The 21025-nt window shown below is 60.4% G+C and carries 16 protein-coding genes; 12 read left to right on the top strand and 4 right to left on the bottom strand.

Annotated features, from left to right (window positions below):
• Positions 1-56 precede the first annotated feature (56 nt).
• Positions 57-1478, bottom strand: a complete 1422-nt coding sequence (locus tag HXO69_RS02910; RefSeq protein WP_296545213.1) for an ABC transporter permease — start codon at positions 1476-1478, stop codon at positions 57-59.
• Positions 1478-2455 carry an ABC transporter ATP-binding protein gene (locus HXO69_RS02905; RefSeq protein WP_296545212.1) on the bottom strand — a complete coding sequence of 326 codons (978 nt, stop codon included), beginning with the start codon at positions 2453-2455 and terminating at the stop codon, positions 1478-1480. Before HXO69_RS02905 ends, HXO69_RS02910 begins: the two co-directional genes overlap by 1 nt.
• Before the next feature lie 228 nt (positions 2456-2683).
• On the opposite strand from HXO69_RS02905, the gene HXO69_RS02900 reads away from it, so the two are divergent.
• From HXO69_RS02900 to HXO69_RS02865, 8 genes are all read left to right on the top strand, one after another.
• Positions 2684-3973 carry a 2-carboxy-D-arabinitol-1-phosphatase gene (locus HXO69_RS02900; RefSeq protein ID WP_296545210.1) on the top strand — a complete coding sequence of 430 codons (1290 nt, stop codon included), beginning with the start codon at positions 2684-2686 and terminating at the stop codon, positions 3971-3973.
• Positions 3974-4007: 34 nt separating this feature from the next.
• The gene (locus tag HXO69_RS02895; RefSeq protein WP_296545208.1) at positions 4008-4442 is read left to right on the top strand and encodes a VanZ family protein; all 435 of its coding nucleotides are present in this window, start codon (positions 4008-4010) and stop codon (positions 4440-4442) included.
• A gap of 388 nt (positions 4443-4830) precedes the next feature.
• Positions 4831-5622 carry a DeoR/GlpR family DNA-binding transcription regulator gene (locus HXO69_RS02890; protein WP_049357323.1) on the top strand — a complete coding sequence of 264 codons (792 nt, stop codon included), beginning with the start codon at positions 4831-4833 and terminating at the stop codon, positions 5620-5622.
• The gene (locus tag HXO69_RS02885) at positions 5622-6572 is read left to right on the top strand and encodes a 1-phosphofructokinase family hexose kinase (protein WP_005508167.1); all 951 of its coding nucleotides are present in this window, start codon (positions 5622-5624) and stop codon (positions 6570-6572) included. The genes HXO69_RS02890 and HXO69_RS02885 overlap by 1 nt, the downstream gene beginning before the upstream one ends.
• A 186-nt stretch (positions 6573-6758) precedes the next feature.
• Positions 6759-8765 carry a fructose-specific PTS transporter subunit EIIC gene (locus tag HXO69_RS02880; protein WP_296545206.1) on the top strand — a complete coding sequence of 669 codons (2007 nt, stop codon included), beginning with the start codon at positions 6759-6761 and terminating at the stop codon, positions 8763-8765.
• A gap of 99 nt (positions 8766-8864) precedes the next feature.
• A complete protein-coding gene (ptsP, locus tag HXO69_RS02875; RefSeq protein WP_296545204.1) occupies positions 8865-10559 on the top strand; it encodes a phosphoenolpyruvate--protein phosphotransferase in 1695 nt (564 codons plus the stop codon).
• Between the two features lie 233 nt (positions 10560-10792).
• On the top strand, positions 10793-11071 hold the full coding sequence (locus HXO69_RS02870) for an HPr family phosphocarrier protein (RefSeq protein ID WP_005504506.1): 279 nt from the start codon (positions 10793-10795) through the stop codon (positions 11069-11071).
• 416 nt (positions 11072-11487) lie between these two features.
• A complete protein-coding gene (locus HXO69_RS02865) occupies positions 11488-13632 on the top strand; it encodes a threonine/serine exporter ThrE family protein (protein ID WP_296545203.1) in 2145 nt (714 codons plus the stop codon).
• Positions 13633-13783: 151 nt separating this feature from the next.
• Here the strand turns inward: HXO69_RS02865 and HXO69_RS02860 are convergent, their stop codons facing one another.
• Positions 13784-14455, bottom strand: a complete 672-nt coding sequence (locus HXO69_RS02860; protein WP_296545201.1) for a uracil-DNA glycosylase — start codon at positions 14453-14455, stop codon at positions 13784-13786.
• Positions 14456-14660: 205 nt separating this feature from the next.
• Between HXO69_RS02860 and HXO69_RS02855 the strand changes: the two genes are divergently transcribed.
• The 4 genes from HXO69_RS02855 to rlmC all read left to right on the top strand — a co-directional run bounded on the left by HXO69_RS02855 (position 14661) and on the right by rlmC (position 19273).
• Positions 14661-14984, top strand: a complete 324-nt coding sequence (locus tag HXO69_RS02855) for a DUF3263 domain-containing protein (protein ID WP_296545200.1) — start codon at positions 14661-14663, stop codon at positions 14982-14984.
• Positions 14985-15256: 272 nt separating this feature from the next.
• Positions 15257-15829: a LytR C-terminal domain-containing protein gene (locus tag HXO69_RS02850; protein WP_296545198.1), complete on the top strand. Its 573-nt coding sequence runs from the start codon at positions 15257-15259 to the stop codon at positions 15827-15829.
• A 350-nt stretch (positions 15830-16179) separates the two neighbouring features.
• Complete coding sequence (gene groL, locus HXO69_RS02845) at positions 16180-17802, top strand: chaperonin GroEL (RefSeq protein ID WP_005504512.1); 1623 nt, start codon at positions 16180-16182, stop codon at positions 17800-17802.
• 337 nt (positions 17803-18139) lie between these two features.
• Positions 18140-19273 carry a 23S rRNA (uracil(747)-C(5))-methyltransferase RlmC gene (gene rlmC, locus HXO69_RS02840; protein ID WP_296545197.1) on the top strand — a complete coding sequence of 378 codons (1134 nt, stop codon included), beginning with the start codon at positions 18140-18142 and terminating at the stop codon, positions 19271-19273.
• Positions 19274-19477: 204 nt separating this feature from the next.
• Here the strand turns inward: rlmC and HXO69_RS02835 are convergent, their stop codons facing one another.
• Positions 19478-20839 carry an MFS transporter gene (locus tag HXO69_RS02835; protein WP_246824527.1) on the bottom strand — a complete coding sequence of 454 codons (1362 nt, stop codon included), beginning with the start codon at positions 20837-20839 and terminating at the stop codon, positions 19478-19480.
• Between the last annotated feature and the right edge of the window lie 186 nt (positions 20840-21025).

The raw sequence follows: 21025 nt of genomic DNA, 5'->3' as shown, positions 1-21025 counted from the left end.
GAAACCCTCCCGCCGCATCCACAAGAGAACGCAACGGGAGGGTAAAGCTCAACAGCTTAGAGAGCGGACACCGGCTTATGGGTCACCTGACGCATAAACGGAATGGTCGCCAACAGGCCCACATAGACCAGCACCAGACCCAGCGCAATAGCGCCGAAGGTCATACCGAACATCTTCGTCAGAATCTCACCGGAAAGACCCTGCGCCGCAATCAACGCCGTCAGCGGTAGACCCAGCAGCGCAGAAACCACGCTAATGAGCACCAGCGGACCGAAAACCACGGTCAGGCGCGAAGCCTGCAGCAGCCTCGTGGGGGTACCCATCATATTCAGCGAAGAGTACAGCGAACCACGCTCGTAAATGGCGGCGCTCTGGTTCAGCACTGCGGAGAGGGTGACCAGCAGGTACGAGAAGAACAGCATCAGCAGCATGCCCTGGAACATGTCCGCCATGATGGTCATGAAGGGGCCGGCGGCGGGGCCTACCTCCTTCGCCGTTTTGTTCATCTCACCCGCCAGAATCAGGATGGGGCCGAAAAAGGTCACTAAGAAGGTCGACAGTGCCACACCCGAAACCTGACGCCACGCACCGCGCGGGGACTCCAGCACCGCACGGTAACCCAGCAGAACCGACGCCTTCTGGGTCATGCGCACACGAATCTTTGCGTACGCCCACACCAGGAAGGTACCAATCAGGTCGATAGCAACCATCATCAGCAAACCAGGCAGAGCAATGAAAATCGCCAGGTTCTTAATAGCGCTATCGGCACCGCCGTCCTGGAAGGGCGAGAACATCTTGAAGCCCGTGGAGGTCGATGCCAGAATCATCACGGCAATGATCAGAACAACACCGATACCCAGGGCAATGTAACCGGCAGAACCAGCCTTCGCGCGGGTACGCACACCCAGCGGGCTGATGCTGACCTTCGCCAGACCGAAGAGGGAGCTCAGAGCCGCCAGAACCATACAACCCAGGAAGCAGTAGAAAATCATGCTTACCGGCAGGAGCATATTCTCAGCACCCAGCGGAACGTTCATGAAGTGCATGGCACCGAATGGGAAAATCAGCACCAGGTAGAGCAGCAGACCGATGATGAAGCCCACGAGGGAGTACACCAGCGCATCCGCCACCGACAGACCCACAATCAGGGTCGTGGAAGCACCAATCAGACGCAGGGACGCAAGACGCTCGTCACGGCGGCGGGCACTCAAACGAGCAGCCGAAGCACCCAGGGTAAAAAGCGGAACAACCAGCACCAGAGCGGCAACCCACGCCAAACCCATGTAGAGCTTCTGAATGCCCATCAGGTTCACCAGTTCGTGGTCAACGTTGGTGGCGTGGTCAAGCCAAGTGCTCAGCGCCTGAACACCACCGGCAACCGTCAAAAACAGTGCCGAGGAGGCGGCAAAAGCCAGCACGGGAAGAATCGCCTGCGAACTCCATAGGGTTCGCTTGGCGAGTAGAGCATAGATTTGCATTATGCACCTGCCTGAGACTGAGCACCCGGAGTCTGAACGCCGAGGTTCTGAGCACCGAGGTTCTGAGCGGGAACGCCGCCCTGGTTATTGCGCTGATCGCTCACAATCTGACCGTCCTGCAGGTACACCACGCGGGAGCACGCCGCCGCCACGTTCGGGTCGTGAGTAACCACCAGCAGAGTCTTACCCTGCTGCGGAATCATGGTCAGCAGCAGCGCCATCACCTCACGCGCGGTCTTCGAATCCAGCGCGCCGGTCGGCTCATCCGCAAAGGTCACGGGAGCGCCGTTCACCTGAGAACGGGCAATCGCCACACGCTGAGCCTGACCACCGGACATCTCACCCATACGGCGGTCCAGCATCTGACCCAGACCCAGACGGTTCAGCAGATCAGCCGAAATGGAACGCGCCTGCTGGCGGGGAACACCGGCAATCATCGCGGCGAGGGAAACATTCTCCTCCGCGGTCAGCTCGGGCACCAGCAGACCCTGCTGGAACACGAAACCAAACGAATTAGCGCGCAGGGAGGTGCGCTCACGCTCGCTGAGGGACTCCACCGCCACCTGGCCGGTGGGGCCATTGAAGAGCACGGAACCGGCATCGAGCTTGATAATGCCCGAGAGCGCGTGCAACAGGGTGGTCTTACCCGAACCGGAAGGACCCATAATCGCCACGGACTCGCCGGGGAAAATATCGAGGCTCACGTTACGCAACACCGGGTTATTGCCGTACGACTTGTGCAGGTTACGGGCAGAAATAATCGCGCCGCGTGCGAAGGGCGCCTGCTGCATCTGCTGAGGTGCCTGCGCGGGGTAGCCCTGCGGCTGACCCTGATAGTAGCCCGCCTGGCTCTGCTGGTTAGGCTGACCGGGCTGACCGGAATACTGACCGGCAGGCTGCGCCGCCTGCGGAGGGGTCATTGAATACGGGTTCTGAGCCTGGAACTGCGGGTTCTGAGATTGAGGATTCTGCGTCATGACAACCTTCATTGGGTATGAACTAACGGAAGTACCCTTCTATCATCTCAGCTTCTCGGCGGCTCAACCCTCCGTCTGGGGGCTGAAAAATATGGGAAAACCCTGAAAAAATTTGCCCGACCGGGCGCTCAATCGTCCTGTGGCTCATACCGCGGGATGAGTGCGCTTCATGAGAGAATACGCCTCTTGCCCCCTTGAACTGCGCGGGGGCAATGCCATACTAGAAGGATGACCGACGCACAGAACACCCTCATCATCACTCCGGTACCCAACCCCGAGGCAGGAACCCGCATCATCTTCCTGCGCCACGGCCAGACCGACTGGAACATCGACCACCGATTCCAGGGTGGCACCGACATCCCGCTGAACGACACCGGCCGCGAGCAGGTACGCACCGCCATCGGCGCCCTGAAGCAGGCAGAAGCCGACGGCACCACCGTGGACGCTATCGTCTCCTCGCCCCTGTCCCGCGCAGTAGAAAGCGCCGAAATCATTGCCGAAGGCCTGGGCGTACCCTACCACGGCGCCTTTGACGGCTTCCAGGAGCGCTCCTTCGGCGACCTGGAGGGTCAGGTTGCGACCCGCGAGCTGATTCTCGCCTCCCGCCAGTCCAACAACGCATACAACGTGGAACCCAAGAAGGACTTCCTCGCCCGCTCCCTGGCGGCGTTGAACCGCGTCCGCCGCGAATACGAGGGCCAGACCGTCGTGGTTGCCGCGCACGGCATGCTCATCGCCCTGACCATGACCGCCCTGCTGGCTGACCGCCACCCCGAACTGCTCAACGAGGACGGCATCTACCCGATCCCCGTGAACGCCTCCCTCACCGAGGTGCCCCTGCAGTACCTGGACGACGCCATCGACCGCCTGCTCGTGCAGCATCTGGAGCCCGAGCTGGGCCCCGAGGAGGTCCCGGCGGGTGCCGAGAATACGACCCTCACCCTGATTCGTCACGGCCAGACTGACTGGAACAAGGCGAACCTGATGCAGGGCATCACCGACATTCCGCTCAACGAAACCGGCCGCGAGCAGGCACGCACCACCGGCAAGAAGCTCGCCGACATGGGCCTGGAGTTTACCGTGCTGGTGTCTTCGCCGCTCTCCCGCGCCCACGAGACCGCGCAGCTGGTCGGTGAGCACTTCGACCTGCAGGTACACAAGACCTACCCCGAGCTGGTCGAGCGCGCCTACGGTGCCGGCGAGGGCCTGGACATTCCCGCCCCCGAACGCCGCGCCCCGGAACGCTACTACCCGAACGTGGAATCCGAACGTGACGTGTACATTCGCGCGGTGCGCACCCTGCGCAATATCGTGCGTGAACTCTCCGAAGAGCCGGGCGACCAGAAGATTATCGCCGTCAGCCACGGCAGCTTTATCCGCCGCGCCCTCTCCGCAGCAGCCGGTGAAGAATGGACCGTGACCGTGCCGAACGCCGAACCGCTCACGATTGACGTGCCGGGCCTGTTCGCATGGGACTCGGCCAAGCAGTTCGACGAGGTGGGCCGCCTTGTTTGGTAAGGGACAACCCGGTAGCGGTCATTCTGGCGCTCGCGTGTGGCGGTTGATTCTCTGGCCCGTCACTGCGCTGTACTGCGCCGTGGTGGCGAGTATCGTGTTCGCGCCCGTGCACGTGGACGATAACGAGATGGGTGGCCGCCTCGCGCAGCTGCTGGACACCGGTCACGCCGAGGGCTGGCTACCCGCGTTCATCACCTACTCGAGTATTGAGCAGCTTTCGAACGTCATCATGTTCATTCCAGGCGGTTTTCTCTTCGCCCTGCTGCTGAGGCCGAAGGCTCGCCCGCACGTGCTGTACGCGGGCTTCCTGGTCAGTGCCTGCATTGAGACGATTCAGAGCTTCATGCCTGATCGTACGGGCGACCCGGTGGATGTGCTGATGAACGGCTCGGGCGCCCTGCTGGGTGCCGCAGGTGCTTTGGGTGTGCATCGTTGGCGTCGTGCGCGTCGTGAACGCAAGGGTAAATAAGGTTCTATGCCTGGTGGAGGCGCCGGTTCCGAGGGCTCTCGGAGCCGGCGCCTTATGCTTTTTGCCCTGCTGCGAGTGCGCTGGCGGGGTCTATCAACACCGTAGGTGGCGGGGAGAAGCAAAACCCAACAGTTCATTAGGTCAAACAGACATAAACAGGCAACAGCTCGCAAATAGGTGTGGTTTCGGTAGGGAACATTCGGGTAATATTCCGGCAAATACAGCGTTTTATATTGACTTACCCACAAAAACCCACATAAAATCAAGTATTACCCTAAAGCGTTCTGCCAACTCACTGAAACCATGCCTTTCACGGCTCTATAGCCACGCAGAACGCAGACGAGAACACACAGATTTCCTCCCCACTAGCCCAAAGGAACACCGATTTATGTTCGCAGAAGAACGCCGTGCCGAAATTGCAAAGCTTGTTGCCTCCGCACGTCGTGTCAACGGCGCTGACCTTGCGCGTCGTTACGATGTGACCATGGAGACCGTGCGCCGCGACCTCGCCGCACTGGAAGAAGCAGGTAAGCTCCGCCGCGTCCACGGTGGCGCTGTCACCATTGAGCAGTCCACCTCCCTGGAGTCCTCCATTTCCTCCCGACAGGGCATGAACACCCCCGAGAAGCGCCGCATTGCCACCAAGGCGTACCAGATGCTGCGCGACTCCGAGGCGGGCTCCATCGTCCTGGACGCAGGCTCCACCATCGAAATTCTCGCCGACCACATCGGCGCCGAGAACTTCAGCCTTAAGACTGGCAACGACCGCATCATTATCACCCACGCGCTGCACATTGCAGTCAAGCTTGCCGAAGCTGAGGGCGTCACCCTTGAACTGGTTGGCGGCCAGCTGCGCAAGATGACCTGGGCTGCTGTTGGTGCACGCGCCGCAGAGCACTTCGGCACCATGCGCCCCGATATCGCTTTCATTGGTGCCAACGGCATTGAAGCCCACTTCGGCATCTCCACCCCCGGCATGAACGAAGCCATCGTCAAGACCGCAATTTGCAAGGCAGCCCGCCGCGTGGTCTTGCTCTGTGACTCCGCGAAGTTCGGTCAGGAATCCCTGGTTCGCTTCGCAGGATTTGAGGATATTGACACCCTCATTACTGATCGCGAGCCCGAAGGTGCCCTTCGTCAGGCACTTGAGGCCGCAAACGTTGAGATTGTGATTGCCTAATGATTATTACTCTGACCGCCAACCCCAGTCTGGACCGCACCATTGAGCTCGGTGCGCCCCTGGCTCACGGCGCCGTGCAGCGTGCTGTTGGTGCCGTACAGGATCCCGGTGGCAAGGGCGTGAATATTTCCCGCGCCCTGCAGGTTTCCGGCGTGCCGACCCTCGCCATTGTGCCCGGTGAAGCCACCGACCCGGTGCTGACCGCACTGCAGGCTGTGGACGTCGAGTTCGCTAACCTGCCCACCGGTGAGCCGATTCGCTCGAACATCACCGTGGTTGATCCGGATGGCACCACCACCAAGCTGAACGCCCCCGGTACCGTTTTCGATGCTGAACTGCGTCAGAAGCTGGATGAGCTGGTGGTTGAGCGTTCCAAGGGTGCTGACTGGGTGGTTCTGGCTGGTTCGCTGCCTCCGGGTCTGGAGCCGACCTACTACTCCGAGCTGGTGGCGGCACTGCGTGCCTCCGGCTACGAGGGCAAGATTGCTATTGATACTTCTGAGGCGCCGCTGATTGCGACCGTCGCCGGTGAGCACAAGCCCACCCTGATTAAGCCCAACTCGGAGGAGCTGGCTCAGCTGACCGGTAGCGACAACTGGGAGGAGCTGGAGGCTAGCCCCGAGCTGACCGCCCGCACCGCCCAGAAGCTGCTCGGCGACGGTATCGAGTACGTGCTTGCCACCCTCGGTGGCGGCGGCGCGGTGCTGGTCACTGAGCAGGGTATCTGGCACGCTGTGCACGAGCCGATTCAGGTTCGTAGCACTGTGGGTGCTGGTGATTCCTCGCTGTCTGGTTTCTTGATTGCTCACACTCGCGGTGAAGATGCCCCCGGTTGCCTGGTTCAGGCGGTAGCTCACGGTTCAGCTGCTGCGGCTCTGCCGGGTACCCGTATGCCTTCGCTGGAGCAGACCACTCCTGAGAAGGTCACTGTTCGTCAGCTGCAGCTCTAAAGCTGGGTTTGTGGTACTGACCTGCATATATTCCCAAAAAGGAATGTATGCAGGGGTGTTACCTCAACACCCACACGCATATACGAACACAACACACACAGGTTGCACACACCTTGAACTCATATAGGGGAGAGGCTCGGCACCGCTGAGCGGATTCCCGCCCCAACACATACCCGAGGAGGGAATATGTCTGATCTGATCACCGCAGATCTCGTCCTGCTGGACGAGAACCTCGGCGAGACCCGATTCGACGTAATTGCCAAGCTCGCCCAGGCAGTCGTAAATGCCGGACGCGCAACCGACTTCGAGCAGCTCTACGCGGCTGCCGAGGCACGCGAATCCAAGACCGACACCGGCATCCCCGGTGGTATTGCGATTCCGCACTGCCGTAGCGCCGCCGTCACCGAGCCGACCCTGGCGATGGCACGCCCCAACCCGGCAGTTTCCTTCGGTGCAAAGGACGGCCCCGCCGACCTGATTTTCTTTATTGCTGCACCGGACGGCGCTGACCAGGCTCACCTGAAGCTACTGTCCACTCTGGCACGCTCCCTGATGAAGAAGAGCTTCACTGCGTCCCTGCGCGAGGCATCCTCGGCTGAAGAGATCGTTGAGCTGGTCAACGGTGCGCTCGGCGTGGGCGAGAAGAAGGCAGAGGCCAAGCCCGCCGAGGCTGCGCCCGCCGCACCTGCCGCCTCCGATCAGGACACCCCCGCTGCTTCGGCTCCGGTGAAGAAGATTGTTGCTGTGACCGCATGCCCCACCGGTATCGCTCACACCTACATGGCTGCGGACGCCCTCAAGTACGCTGCTGAAGAGCTCGGCTACGACCTGAAGGTTGAGACTCAGGGCTCCTCAGGTAATGAGAAGCTGACGCAGGCTGATATTGACGCCGCAGACGCCGTGATTTTTGCGGTGTCCGTGAACGTGCGTGAGCGTAACCGCTTCGCAGGTAAGCCCTTCGTTGAGTCTCCCGTCAAGCGCGGTATTGACGAGCCTAAGGAAATGATTGCGGAGGCTCTGGCTGAGGCTGAGAACCCCAACGGTGCACGTGTTGCCGCTGCCGCATCCAGCGGTGAGGACAGCGCAGGCGCTACCGAAGGCGCTTGGGGCTCGCGCATCTACAAGGCCGTGATGACCGGTATCTCCTACATGATTCCGTTCGTTGCCGCCGGCGGTATTCTGGTCGCCCTCGGCTTCGTTTTCGAGGCAATCACCATGCCGAACCTCGGTGATGTGGATACCAAGGCTATCTTGGGTTCAGCAACCCTGTTCAACCTCGGTGACGTGCACTGGACCCTGTACCTGGGTGCTGTTCTGCAGACCATCGGTGGTTTCGGCCTGAGCCTGATGGTTCCGGCTCTTGCCGCGTACATTGCGTACGGTTTGGCTCAGCGTCCCGGTATTGCTCCGGGCTTCATCGCCGGTTCGGTGGCTCTTGCGGTGAACGCGGGCTTCCTCGGCGGTATTGTTGGCGGTATTCTCGCCGGTCTGATTGCGTACGCTCTGGGCACCCTGAAGCTGCCCCGCTGGCTTGGCTCGATGATGCCTGTGGTCATCACCCCGCTGGTAACTTCTCTGGTTGCCGGCCTGGCAATGTACCTGCTGCTCGGTGCGCCCCTGGCGTGGGTTATGACCACCCTGCAGGATTGGCTGACCTCCATGTCTGGTGGCTCCGCTCTGCTGCTGGGCCTGATCCTGGGCGCCATGATGGCTTCTGACCTGGGTGGCCCCATCAACAAGGCTGCTTACCTCTTCGCAACCGCTGGCCTGTCCTCGGGTGCGACCGTGAACCAGGAAATCATGGCTGCCGTCATTATTTCCGGTATGGTTCCGCCGCTGGCTATGGCTCTGGCAACCACCCTGCGCCCCAAGCTGTTCAACGAGAACGAGCGTGAGAACGGTAAGGCTGCGTGGCTGCTGGGTGCATCCTTCATCTCTGAGGGTGCTATTCCCTTCGCTTCGGCTGACCCGGCTCGCGTGATTCCTTCGACCATTGTTGGTGGCGCTATTGCCGGTGCAATCTCCATGGGTGCGCACGTGGCTTCCCCGGCTCCGCACGGTGGTATTTGGATTATTGGTCTGGCACAGAACCCCCTGATGTTCCTGGTGGCTGTTGTTGCCGGTACCGTTGTTTCGGCACTCGTGTACGTGGTGCTGAAGTCCCTGGGTGCCCGCTCTAAGGCATCCGCATAAAGGCCGTATAACCTCACCTTCATTTGACCGTCTGTTTGCAGACACACGCGTGAAGAAACGCGTTACACTGTAGACAAACCACAGATAGGACATGAATTTATGACTACCTACAAGGGCGTCGGCGTATACGCCGGCCGCGTTATTGGCCCCGTTCTTCAGATGCCTAAGCCCATCGAGGAACCCAAGGACGGTCTGCGTCTGAGCGGCGAGACCGCTGAGGCTGCAGCGCAGCGCATTAAGGACGCATCGGTCCGCGTCAAGGAAGACCTGCTCGCTCGTGCAGAGCACGCTAGCCGTGACGGCAAGGCTGTTCTGAAGTCTACCTCTCAGATGGCTACCGACCGTGCACTGATTAAGAGCGCTATTAAGCTGGTTGAGACTCAGGAGATGGCGCCCGAGCGCGCAATTTGGGAGGCTGCAACCTCCTTTGCTGACCAGATGGCTGCCCTGGGCGGCTACATGGCTGAGCGCGTCACCGACATCCACGACGTGCGTGCCCGCATCGTTGCTGAGCTGACCGGCCAGCAGGCTCCCGGCATCCCCGTTTCTGATGAGCCGTTCATCCTGGCTGCTATTGACCTGGCACCGGCTGATACCGCGACCTTGGACCCCGAGAAGGTTATCGCTCTGATTACCTCTGACGGTGGCCCCCAGGCACACACCGCTATTCTGGCTCGCGGCCTGGGCCTGCCCGCTATTGTGGCGGCTAAGGGCGTGACCGAGATTGCTGACGGCACCATCGTCTACGTGGAATCCAACGAAGGCATCGTTGACACCGAGCCCACCGACGCTGACCGCGAAGCAGCTATCAAGTACGCAAACCGCAAGCCCATCGCTGACTTCGACGGTCAGGGCGTGCTGGCTGACGGCACCCGCGTTGAGCTGTACGCAAACGTTGGTGACGGCAAGTCCGCTGAGAAGGCTGCAAGCCTGAAGGCTGAGGGTGTTGGCCTGCTCCGCACCGAGTTCGGCTTCCTGGGCCACGACTCTGAGCCTTCTATCGAGACTCAGGCTAAGACCTACAAGTCCGTGTTTGACGCATTCCCCGGCAAGCACATTGTGGTTCGTACCCTGGACGCTGGCGCTGACAAGCCCCTGCCGTTCCTGAACGTGAACCCCGAAGAGAACCCCGCACTGGGTGTTCGCGGTTTCCGTACTGACTGGACCGTTCCGGGCGTTCTGACCCGCCAGCTGGAGGCTATCAAGGCTGCTTCGGAGGACTCCGACGCTGACATCTGGGTTATGGCTCCGATGATTTCGACCACCTCCGAGGCTCGCAACTTCGCGAACATGCTCAAGGAGATTGGCCTGCCCGTTCACGGTGTGATGGTTGAGACCCCCGCAGCTGTGATGAACGCTGAGGCTATCCTGGGCGAGGTCGACTTCGTGTCCATCGGCACCAACGACCTGACCCAGTACACTATGGCGGCTGACCGTCTGCTGGGCGACCTGGCGCACCTGAACAACCCCTGGCAGCCTGCAGTGCTGAAGATGATCAAGATGACCGTTGAGGGTGCTCAGCGTGCATCGGTCACCGCGGGTAAGAAGAAGTACGTGAGCGTCTGTGGTGAGGCTGCGGCTGACCCGGCTCTGGCTGTTGTTCTGATTGGTCTGGGTGTTGACACCCTGTCCATGAACGCTGGCGCTATCCCCGCTGTGGCTGCGGTTCTGAAGTCCGTGACCAAGGAGAAGGCACAGCAGATTGCGGCTATCGCCCTGCAGCAGATTTCTTCTGCTGAGGCGAAGGAGAGCGCACGCAAGGCTCTGCCGATTCTGGACGAGCTGGGCCTCTAAGCCTTAAACGATTCCGGGCTCTGCCTGCCGCTCCTTGACGTGGTGTGCTGGGCGGTGCCTGAGTCCATAAAAATGCCGGGTGTAGAGTTTTATTTCTGCATCCGGCATTTTTGGTACTTGTTAGCGTATGGCTGAACGGTACAATTTATAGAGTAAGGGCGGGTCCTGAAGCGCCCCGTTCATTTAGAATAGGTACTGATATATTTCGGTTCCTTGATCAAAGGAGAAACATAATGGCAGAGCGCGAAGCCACTATTGCAAGCCGTGTTGGCCTGCACGCACGTCCGGCAGCTATCTTCGCTGAGGCAGCTGGCGACCTCCCCGTCGAGGTCACCATCGCAGCTAAGGGCGAGCCCGCAGATGAGGCTATGGACGCTGCATCGATTCTGTCCCTGATGTCCCTGGGTGCAAAGCACGGCGACGTTGTTGTCCTGCGCGCAGAGGGTGAAGGTGCTGAAGAGGCTCTGGACTCGCTGGTTAAGATCCTCGAGACCGACCACGACGCTGAGTAATTGACTTTCGCCTCTGAGGTGGCCGTGAGCGGTGCGCTTCAGATGCTGTGAAGGCTACAGCCTTAAAGCGTGAATATCCCGTCACTTCGGTGGCGGGATATTTTTTTGTTATGAATAATTCATGTTTTATTGAGGTGTGAGTGGGGGTAGGTGGGGGATATTTCTCTGCAAATCTTAATGTATATATAACCTTTATTTTTCCTCGAAAATAGCTCTAGAAATATCTCCCAAAATATCTTCTGTGCAGTAGTGACCTGGATTTCTCTTCATATCAATGAAGCTCTCTGCCGTAAGTTCCGCAGAGCGCTTTTGCTCACAAAATCACTGGTCAGAAAAGTGATATTTCTGCTCTTCAGTGCTACCGCAGAATCGTGCCCTTGTTAGACTAAAAAGGCACTGTCTATCTGGGAGGGACATTGGCAGAATCGAGGAACACCCCCGCGACCCCCACATCGCGGGAAGCTTCGCATGCAGGCGAAGCAAATACTGCCGCAACGGAAGGAAGCGAGCAGAACACCACCGCTGGCTACATCGCCGGTAAGCGCGGTTTTCCCCTGGTTTCGCTAGACCAGGTCACCGACGAGAAATTGCGCCGCGTGCTGGCTCAGCATGCCGCCTCCGCGACAAGCCAGGAGGGCACCGTTAAGGCAGAAGCGGTGAGTGAGGTGCTCCAGGAAGCTGCTGCCGACATGGGCATTACCCCGCAGGAGACCGCAGCGCCCGGTTGTGACCCGGAACTGTGCCCCCACGAGCACGATCATGGGGCGCGTACCGTCATTGACCCCTCCCTTGTGCCTGATGATGAGCTGGACGCGTACCGTGAGGACCCGAAACCCGTCACCTCCAGCAATATGGTGACCGAGGCGGCGCTGACCCGCCCCTCCCAGCCGGTGCCCATGACCGGCATGATCCCGCAGGTGCCCAACTCCCATGCAGCTCGACGCTACGGCGCGGATCCTACCGCAATGCCGAAGACCGGGCCTGTCTCGATGCCCACCACCTCCGTACCGCTGGTTGAGGGCGGCTCTCGCGGCCTGTTTGGGCGCGGTAGCGGTGGTCGCTGGGGTTCGCGTCGCTTCCGCTCCTTCGTGCGCACTGAGGAGGCGGCACCCGCCGCCCCGCGCGGTGCCCAGCGCATCGCACAGCGCCAGTTCGTGCCGACAATCCGCTCTGAGGAGCATGAGCGCCGTGAGGCGTTCCGCCGTGAGAAGGAGTACGCCCGCGATACCCTGAATTTCACCCTGCGCCTGGCGGAGGCGATGTTCCACTACGGCGCGGATGCAATGGACGTGGACTCGGCGATTATTGCGGTCTCTTCGGCGTACGGGCTGGACTCGGTGGAAGTCGATATTACGAACCAGTCGGTGACCATCAACTACACTTCGGACCCCGATATTTACATGGAGTCCCGCATCGCCAAGCGCAATGCGAACGCTGACGAGCGCTTTACGCACACCTTGGTGCGTGTGGTGCGTTCCTCTACGGAGAACTATGAGGCGCTTTCTGAGGTGTACGGCCTGATCTACAAGATCACTCGCGGTGGTATGACCCTGGAAATGGCTGATTTGAAGCTGAACCAGATTACCCACCGACCCAAGCCGTTCCCGCCTCTGGTGGTGTGGCTGGCGAACCTGGCGTGTGCCGGAACCCTGACGGCGGCGCTGGGTGCAAGTTTTGCGACGGCGTTGAGTGCGGCAATCATCTTTATTCCCGTGTACCTGCTGATTCAGTGGTTGAGTTCGATTGGTATTCCGGCGTTCTTCCGTATGGCTGCTAGCGCTGGTCTGATGACCTTCTTGGCGATTTGGCTGGGCGGTGAGGGATCCATTCTTTCGGTGTTGCAGCGTCAGGGGGAAGCGATTTCGGCGCCCCTGGTGGTGGCTGCGGGCATGATTATGTTCTTGCCGACTCCGCGTCTGGTGGGTGCCGTGCAGGACGCGATTAATGGCTTCCCTGTGACGGCTGCGGGTCGTTTCGTGTCCACGGGCATGAGCTTCTTGGGCCTGGTGGTTGGCATTGCGACCGCAGTGAGTGCGATCAATATTTTCAACGGCCCGACCCTGGATATTGAGCAGCTGCGTTTTGACCCGACGACCCCGCTGGTGGCGTCGTTCTTCTTCCTGATTGCGACGGCGACCTTTGCGATTACCCTGCAGACAAAGCTGGTGAAGGTCGGCTGGCTGATGGTCATTACGGGCTGCGGTTTGGCGGCGTATTACTGCTATGAGCTGCTTGCCGGCCCGAGTACCGGTCGCGGTCCGACGGCGTGTGCGGCGGTTGTGATTGGTGCGTTGAGCACGTATTTTGCGTACCGTCTGCATGTGCCCCAGGCTATTTTCTCGATTCCTGCGATTACGTTCTTGTTGCCGGGTCTGTCGTTCTTCCGCGGCATGTATTTGTTGACGGTTGAGACGGACGTGATTCTGGGTATGCAGAATATGATTACGGCGGTTTCGATTGTGGTGGCGATGGCTTCGGGTGTTGCGTTGGGTAATTACACGATGCAGTATGCGCTACAGCGTTTTACGACTCCGCGAAACGTGGAACCGGTGGATTCTTAGCCCTTTTTCAAGGGTATATAGCCAATATTGCATATATTGGTGGCGGAAAGGGGCGGTAACCTGCGAGTTCAACTCACAAGCTACCGTCCCTTCGCTACACCCATTACGCCAGCTCGTATACTGGCTCTTGTGCTGCGCCTAGCGGACCGTTCTAGCGGACCGTCCAATCCACCGGCTCCGCCCCCTGCTGCACCAGCAGGGAATTTACGGTCGAGAACGGGCGCGAACCAAAGAAACCACGACGAGCAGACAGTGGCGAAGGATGCGCCGACTCCACGCTCGGGTACGGCTGCAGCATGGGTGCGCACTTGCGTGCATCCGCACCCCACAGCAGACCCACCAGCGGCTGGTTACGCGCCACCAGTGCACGGATAGCGCACTCGGTAATCTCCTCCCAACCCTTGCCGCGGTGCGAACCCGCATCAGACTCACGCACCGTCAAAACCCTGTTGAGCAGCATGACACCCTCATCAGCCCAACAGGACAGGTCGCCGTGATCAGCCGGGGCGATACCCAGATCGTCCTCAAGTTCCTTGTAAATATTGTTCAGCGAACGAGGCAACGGCATACCGCGGTGCACCGAGAACGACAGACCCATCGCATTGCCCGGAGTAGGGTAGGGGTCCTGACCAATAATGAGGACCTTCACCTGGCTCATCGGGCGGCGGAACGCATTGAAAATATCGGCGGCAGGCGGGAAAGTACGGTACCCCGCCGCGTGCTCCTCACGCAGGAAAGCGCCCATGGCGTGAATCTGCTCTTCGACGGGGGCGAGTGCTGCCGCCCAATCCTCGCTCATAATGCTGCTGAGGGGCTGGTCCATGAATCTCCTCGGGAATCTCCTGGTGCTGACGCGACCCGGACGGTGACGGAACCGGGCGCGGGATGAATAGTTCTCCTCTAGACTGAGTTTCTCTTCTAGACTGAGTTTCTCTTCTAGACTGAGTTTCTCTTCTAGACTAGGGGATGACGAATACACGCGCTAGGAGATGCCAGCCGCGGCAGGCGAGCTGCAGACAGGAGGGAATGTGTCAGAACGGGAACGAGCTGAAACCGCTGAGGCCCAGACGGAAGTAGAAAACCATCCGGAACAGCAGAGCCAGGCGGAAGCACAGAACCAGCAGGAAGTAGAGAACCAACCCGGCGGCCTGACCCCGGTGGAGCGCCGCATCCTTGAGGTGGAGCGCCGCCGCTTCAAACACCAGGGCTCCAAAGAGAAGGCGATTATCGCCGCCGGATTCACCCCGATTGCCTACTACCAGCGCCTTAACGTGATGCTGGATGATGAGCGGGTACGCGCCGCAGCGCCGCAGATGATCGACGTTCTGCGCGCCCGCCGAGACGCTGACTAGGGGCTCAAACTGGGGGAGTCGTGCGAGCTTTCCAACTCCTGCTTTCACCCCCGCACACCTCAAGTTCAACCAGAGATTGAATGCTGTGCGGTGTCCGTCTCTTTCACAGCCGGTTGCGGGGCGTTCACATTGGTTCTCGCTAGTTGAGACGGTACTCTAGGTACTAGAACACCAAGACCGCACCTTCCGCAGCCGCGCGATGCGTCAGCCTATGCGCCAGGCAGGGCGGTACGGTACCAGCCGGTAAACAGAGACCCGTGAAATGAGGATAAATGAGCTACCCCCGCGACGAATTTGACGAGGTAGACGAAAACACCGCCCGCCGCGGAACCTACCGCGCGGTCAATGCTGACCCGGCAAAGAGCCCCAAGGGCGCCATTCCACTGGTAGCTGCAGGCGTGGTTGGTCTGCTGATTGGTGGCGCAATGTACGTGTACGCGCCGCGCACCGCCTCCCCGCAGTATTCGGCGTCCACCGCGAAGAGTAGCTCCGCCCCCGCAAGCGCCTCTGCGTCCTCTGCCCCGGCTAAGGCTTCCGCCTCGGCAAGCGCTACGAAGACCGGTCTGGCTGAGTCCATCTCTGTGGCGGTCTACAATGCGGCAGCTCCGGCGGGTAGCGCCTCCAGTGCGGCGGCTCTGCTGACCGGCTATACCATTAACGAGACCGCGAATTACACCGGTGTGGCTCCTGCAACCAGCGTGGTCTACTACGCTGAGGGCTACCAGTCGCAGGCGCAGAGCATCGCCTCGAAGCTGGATATTTCGCAGGTGCGCCAGGCGACTGCCAACGTTGAGATGGGCAACCACGAGGTGATTGTGGTTCTGGCTTCCGATTACACCGGCTAAAACCCAGCCCGCGTCGCTTCTGTAATTACAAGTTTTCTTTCAACCCCACCCGTGCCATTCCAATCGTGCACCGGGTGGGGTTGATGCTTTTAACGCCCCTTTTGGCGGGCTTGATGAGCGCAGATTAAGCACTGGGCGATTAACCCTTCAACCTTGGGCTTAAACGTTTGCTCCACGCCGGTGCGGGTGCCACAATTGATGTAGCATTCGGGCGTTCTGCGCCCTACTCTGCCCGCACCCCTGTCACGGTTGTCGTCACGGGTGCGCGGGGGAGGGGTAGCGACCCGATTTTAGACGTACTGCATCCCAGCGGGATGCAGGAGAACATCCTATCGTTCAGGAGGACACTTATGGCAAAGCTCATTGCTTTTGACGAAGAGGCACGCCGCGGCCTGGAGCGCGGTCTGAACACCCTCGCCGATGCAGTGAAGGTGACCCTCGGCCCCCGCGGCCGCAACGTTGTGCTGGAGAAGGCGTGGGGCGCCCCCACCATCACCAACGACGGTGTCTCGATCGCGAAGGAAATCGAGCTGGAGGATCCGTACGAGAAGATTGGTGCGGAGCTCGTCAAGGAAGTTGCCAAGAAGACTGACGACATCGCAGGTGACGGTACCACCACCGCTACCGTTCTGGCTCAGGCACTGGTTCGCGAGGGCCTGCGCAACGTGGCTGCTGGCGCTGACCCGCTGAGCCTCAAGCGCGGCATTGAGAAGGCCGTCGAGGCCGTGACCGAGGCTCTGCTCTCCTCCGCGAAGGAAGTTGAGACCGAGGAAGAGATCGCTGCAACCGCGTCTATTTCCGCTGGTGACGCTGAGATCGGCAAGCTCATTGCTGAGGCAATGGAGAAGGTCGGCAAGGAAGGCGTCATCACTGTTGAGGACTCCAACACTTTCGGCCTGCACCTGGAACTGACCGAGGGTATGCGCTTCGACAAGGGCTTCCTGTCCGGTTACTTTGTGACCGACCCGGAGCGTCAGGAAGCAGTCCTGGAGGACCCCTACATCCTGGTTGTGAACCAGAAGATTTCGAACGTTAAGGACCTCGTCCCCGTCCTGGAGAAGGTCATGCAGTCCGGCAAGCCGCTGCTGATCGTTGCTGAGGACGTTGAGGGCGAGGCTCTGGCTCTGCTGGTGCTGAACAAGATGCGCGGCTCCATCAAGTCTGTGGCTGTGAAGGCTCCGGGCTTCGGTGACCGCCGTAAGGCTCAGATGGCTGATATCGCTATCCTGACCGGTGGCCAGGTCATTACCGAAGAGGTTGGCCTGTCCCTGGACGCAGCAACCCTGGACATGCTCGGTTCCGCCCGCAAGGTCGTTGTGACCAAGGACGAGACCACCATCATCGAGGGTGCAGGTGACGCAGCAGCTATCGAGGGTCGCGTTGCTCAGATTCGCGCAGAGATCGCTAACTCTGACTCCGACTACGACCGTGAGAAGCTGCAGGAGCGCCTGGCTAAGCTCGCCGGTGGTGTTGCTGTGCTGAAGGCTGGTGCCGCAACCGAGGTTGAGCTGAAGGAACGCAAGCACCGCATTGAGGATGCTGTGCGTAACGCTAAGGCTGCCGTTGAGGAGGGTATCGTCCCCGGTGGTGGCGTTGCTCTGATTCAGGCTGGCGTGAAGGTCTTCGACAAGCTGGAGCTGACCGGCGACGAGGCGACCGGCGCGAACATTGTGCGCGTGGCTATTGACGCACCGCTGAAGCAGATTGCTGCTAACGCTGGCCTGGAGCCGGGCGTTGTGGTTGACCGCGTTCGTTCCCTGCCCGCTGGTACCGGCCTGAACGCTGCGACCGGCGAGTACGAGGACCTGATGGCTGCTGGTATTGCTGACCCGGTGAAGGTGACCCGTTCGGCTCTGCAGAACGCTGCGTCTATTGCTGGTCTGTTCCTGACCACTGAGGCTGTTGTTGCGAACAAGCCGGAGCCCGCTGGTGCGGCTGCTCCCGGTGCGGACGGCATGGCAGGCATGATGTAGTAGAAATTTATCCCTGATGGGGTAAATTTCTACGGAATCCGTGGCACGCGAAGCGTGACCCGGTGGTGACCTGACGCTGGTACTCAAACCATAACTTTTTGTCCCTGATGGGGCAAAAAGTTATGGAATCCAAAGGGCACGAAGTGACCTTCGGTGGTGAGATGCCGCTGGAAGCTAACCCGGCATAATCCCACCGCATCCGTATGAGGCGGGGGCGGCTACCCACTATGGGTGGCCGCCCCCGCTTTTGTGCGCCTGTTTCTTGGCGCCCGCGCATCCTGCGTCTTTGACGGGCCGGCGGCGTGCCGGCTCGTGGAGGCGGTAAAATGGTGCCCCTATGGAATGTGCCTATTTTCGTGATGACCTCTGTTCCTCCTGCCCCAGCATTGAGACCGCCTACACCGCGCAGGTGCAGGCGAAGCAGGAGCACGCCCGCGCCCTGCTTGCTGCGTACCCGCAGCTACAGTGGCTGGACCCGGTGACCAGTGCGGAGGCGGGCTTCCGCAATAAGGCGAAGCTTGTGGTGGGTGGTTCGACGAAGAATCCGACCCTCGGCATTGTGGATTACCGTACGGGTGCGTCCACTGATCTTGGCGAATGTCCTCTCTATATGGAGCCGATTCGGGCGGCTATTCCGGTGCTGCGTGAGCTGATTCAGCGCGCAGATTTGACGCCCTATGACATTCCGAATCGTCGCGGTGAGCTGAAGAATATCCTCGTGACGGCTTCGGCGGCGGGCGAGCTGATGGTGCGTTTTGTGTTGCGTTCGAAGAAGCTTCTGGTGCCGATTCGCCGCCAAATGGACTGGCTGCAGGAGCGGCTGCCGAATCTGGCGGTGCTGTCGGTGAACCTGCTGCGTGAGCCGGTGGCACGCGTTGAGGGTGACGAGGAGATTATCCTGTCGGAGCGTCAGACCCTGCCGATGCAGGTGAACGACCTGACCCTGCACCTGCGACCGCAGAGCTTCTTCCAGACGAACACGAAGGTTGCCGAGGCGATGTACGCGCAGGGCCGCGAGTGGGTGCGTGAGGTGGCTCCGCGCTCGCTGTGGGACCTGTACTGCGGCGTGGGCGGTTTTGCCCTGCATGCCGCCTCGGTGATGGATGGCGGCTCGGTGACCGGCATTGAGATTAGTGCGGAGGCGGTCGCCTCGGCACAGCGCACGGTCGCTGAGTACGGTCTGGAGGGCGTGGACTTTTCGGCTCAGGATGCGCCGGAGTTCGCGGTGTCTTCGGGCGCGGTGCCGCAGATGCTGGTGGTGAACCCGCCGCGCCGCGGTATCGGTGAGAGCTTGTGTGCGTGGATTGAGGGTTCGGGTATTGACCGTGTGGTGTATTCGAGCTGTAACGCGGTGACTTTGGCGAAGGATCTGGAGCGTATGCCCTCGTATGCGCCGGTGCAGGGCCGTGTGCTGGACATGTTCCCGCATACGGACCACTATGAGGTTATGACGTTGCTGAAGCGCGGGTAGGTTTCTCGGGTCAAGCGCTCATTCCTATCCCAAGTCCGCGAGCAGATACATAACACTAGGGCGCGAGCAGGTGATTTTTGGCCGAGCAGGTAGTATTTTTCCTGCATGCTCGGCCAAAAATCACCTGCTCGCGGTGTTATCAGGGTTGCCCGCAACGTGGCGGAGGTGAGGCGATGATGCCCCGAGGCGATATACAGAGCACAGTCATGCACCCGCACGGCTCTTTGCCTCATTCCGCGATTCCTGCGCCCGTATCGCTCGCGCAGTCGGGCCGAGAATGAACGTGAATACGGTGGCGATGATGAAGAGTGCCCCTCCGGTAACAATGGTGTTGATCGCGCCGAACGCTGGTACCGCCCATCCGGTGATGAGGTACCCGACCATACCCGCTAGGGAGAAAACCACACCCATGAAGCTGTAGACGCGCCCGCGCATGTGTTCGTCGATAGCGTCTGCGAAGAGGACTTGCCCGAGCACTTCTTCGGGTCCGTAGAACATGCCCCAGATGAACCAGAGCACGAGTACCGCCCACAGCGCCGGGTGTAGTCCCATACTCAGACAAACGGCGCCGTAGCCGAGTCCGGAGATGCACATCCACCCGCGTTTGGTCATACGCACCCGCCCGGCGCCTGTACCGACGCCGAGTTTGGCTGAAAGCCAGGAGCTGATCACGCATCCGGCGGCGTAGACGGAAGTTGCGATTCCGAAGGCGGTGTAGTCGTGCCCGAGGCCGCGGGTGAGGTATTCGAGCATGGGCAGGGTGGTGATGGGTACGGCGGCGATGGAGAGGAACCAGAAGGTGAGCATACCGCGCACGATGGGGTTGTGTGCGGTGTAGGCGGCGCCTTCGCGCAGGAGTCTGCCGGTGTGGTGTTCCTGCACGGTGGCGGTGCGTTCGGCGTGGGTGAGGTCGTAGTTGCGTATGGTGGCGACGGTGAGGGCAGCGAGCAGGTTGAGGGTGCCTGCGAATCCGACGGCGAGGGCTGGGGTGGTGAAGGATGCGACGGCGGCTGCGATGGTGGGGCCGAGGGTTTGGGCGAGGAAGATGAGGCTGCCGCGGCGTGCCATGTATTTTTGGTAGTCGTCGCCGAGCAGGGAGGGCATGGCGGCGGAGGCTGCGGGGGATGAGAAGGTGCCGAAGGTTGAGACGAGGAATGCGATGGTGAGGAAGGCGGGTAGTCCTGCGGCGGCGTAGAGGGCTGGGGATGCGATGAGTAGGGCGGCGCTGGCGAGCCTGAAGCTGACGGTGAGGGTTTTGCGGTTGAATTTGTCGGCGATAGCGCCTGCGAATGGTGCGAAGAGGATGACGGGGACTGCCTCGACGACCATGACGATAGCGGAGTGGGCGAGGTCGCCGGTGGCGCCGTAGGTCAGCAGGGGCATGGCGATAGCTTGGATACTGGACGCAAGAGCATCAGAAACCTGCGCGGTCAGGAGCGTGAGCTGCCCGCGTGCGTTCAGCGGCGTTGCTGATGTGGGTTTTGCGGTCGCGTCTGGTGTGTTTGTTGGAATGCGCGACGCAGGTGATTCAGGGTGCTCAGGCGAAGGGTCTGTGGTGCGTCTCATAATACTGTGGATTCTATCACGGGTAAGAACGCTGTAACCGAGGCGAAACAAGACACAAGATGCGCGAGCAGATAACAGTCCGTTATCTTCTCGCCGAAATATTATCTGCTCGCGGTGTTATCGGGGTTGCCCGCAACCGGGCGGTGGCGTCTCGGGCTGGTTGTGTCCGAGGCGCCACCGCTTTTT

This window comes from Rothia sp. (in: high G+C Gram-positive bacteria) (assembly GCF_015265375.1).
Classification (GTDB): domain Bacteria; phylum Actinomycetota; class Actinomycetes; order Actinomycetales; family Micrococcaceae; genus Rothia.
Note: the sequence above shows the minus strand (reverse complement) of the source record. Positions and strands in the feature narration are given on the sequence as shown.

Excerpts from the sequence above, each read along its gene's own strand:
- HXO69_RS02910 (WP_296545213.1), bottom strand. The coding sequence starts at position 1,478 with ATGCAAATCTATGCTCTACTCGCCAAGCGAACCCTATGGAGTTCGCAG.
- HXO69_RS02905 (WP_296545212.1), bottom strand. The coding sequence starts at position 2,455 with ATGACGCAGAATCCTCAATCTCAGAACCCGCAGTTCCAGGCTCAGAAC.
- HXO69_RS02900 (WP_296545210.1), top strand. The coding sequence starts at position 2,684 with ATGACCGACGCACAGAACACCCTCATCATCACTCCGGTACCCAACCCC.
- HXO69_RS02890 (WP_049357323.1), top strand. The coding sequence starts at position 4,831 with ATGTTCGCAGAAGAACGCCGTGCCGAAATTGCAAAGCTTGTTGCCTCC.
- HXO69_RS02885 (WP_005508167.1), top strand. The coding sequence starts at position 5,622 with ATGATTATTACTCTGACCGCCAACCCCAGTCTGGACCGCACCATTGAG.
- HXO69_RS02880 (WP_296545206.1), top strand. The coding sequence starts at position 6,759 with ATGTCTGATCTGATCACCGCAGATCTCGTCCTGCTGGACGAGAACCTC.
- ptsP (WP_296545204.1), top strand. The coding sequence starts at position 8,865 with ATGACTACCTACAAGGGCGTCGGCGTATACGCCGGCCGCGTTATTGGC.
- HXO69_RS02870 (WP_005504506.1), top strand. The coding sequence starts at position 10,793 with ATGGCAGAGCGCGAAGCCACTATTGCAAGCCGTGTTGGCCTGCACGCA.
- HXO69_RS02860 (WP_296545201.1), bottom strand. The coding sequence starts at position 14,455 with ATGGACCAGCCCCTCAGCAGCATTATGAGCGAGGATTGGGCGGCAGCA.
- HXO69_RS02850 (WP_296545198.1), top strand. The coding sequence starts at position 15,257 with ATGAGCTACCCCCGCGACGAATTTGACGAGGTAGACGAAAACACCGCC.
- groL (WP_005504512.1), top strand. The coding sequence starts at position 16,180 with ATGGCAAAGCTCATTGCTTTTGACGAAGAGGCACGCCGCGGCCTGGAG.
- rlmC (WP_296545197.1), top strand. The coding sequence starts at position 18,140 with ATGGAATGTGCCTATTTTCGTGATGACCTCTGTTCCTCCTGCCCCAGC.
- HXO69_RS02835 (WP_246824527.1), bottom strand. The coding sequence starts at position 20,839 with ATGAGACGCACCACAGACCCTTCGCCTGAGCACCCTGAATCACCTGCG.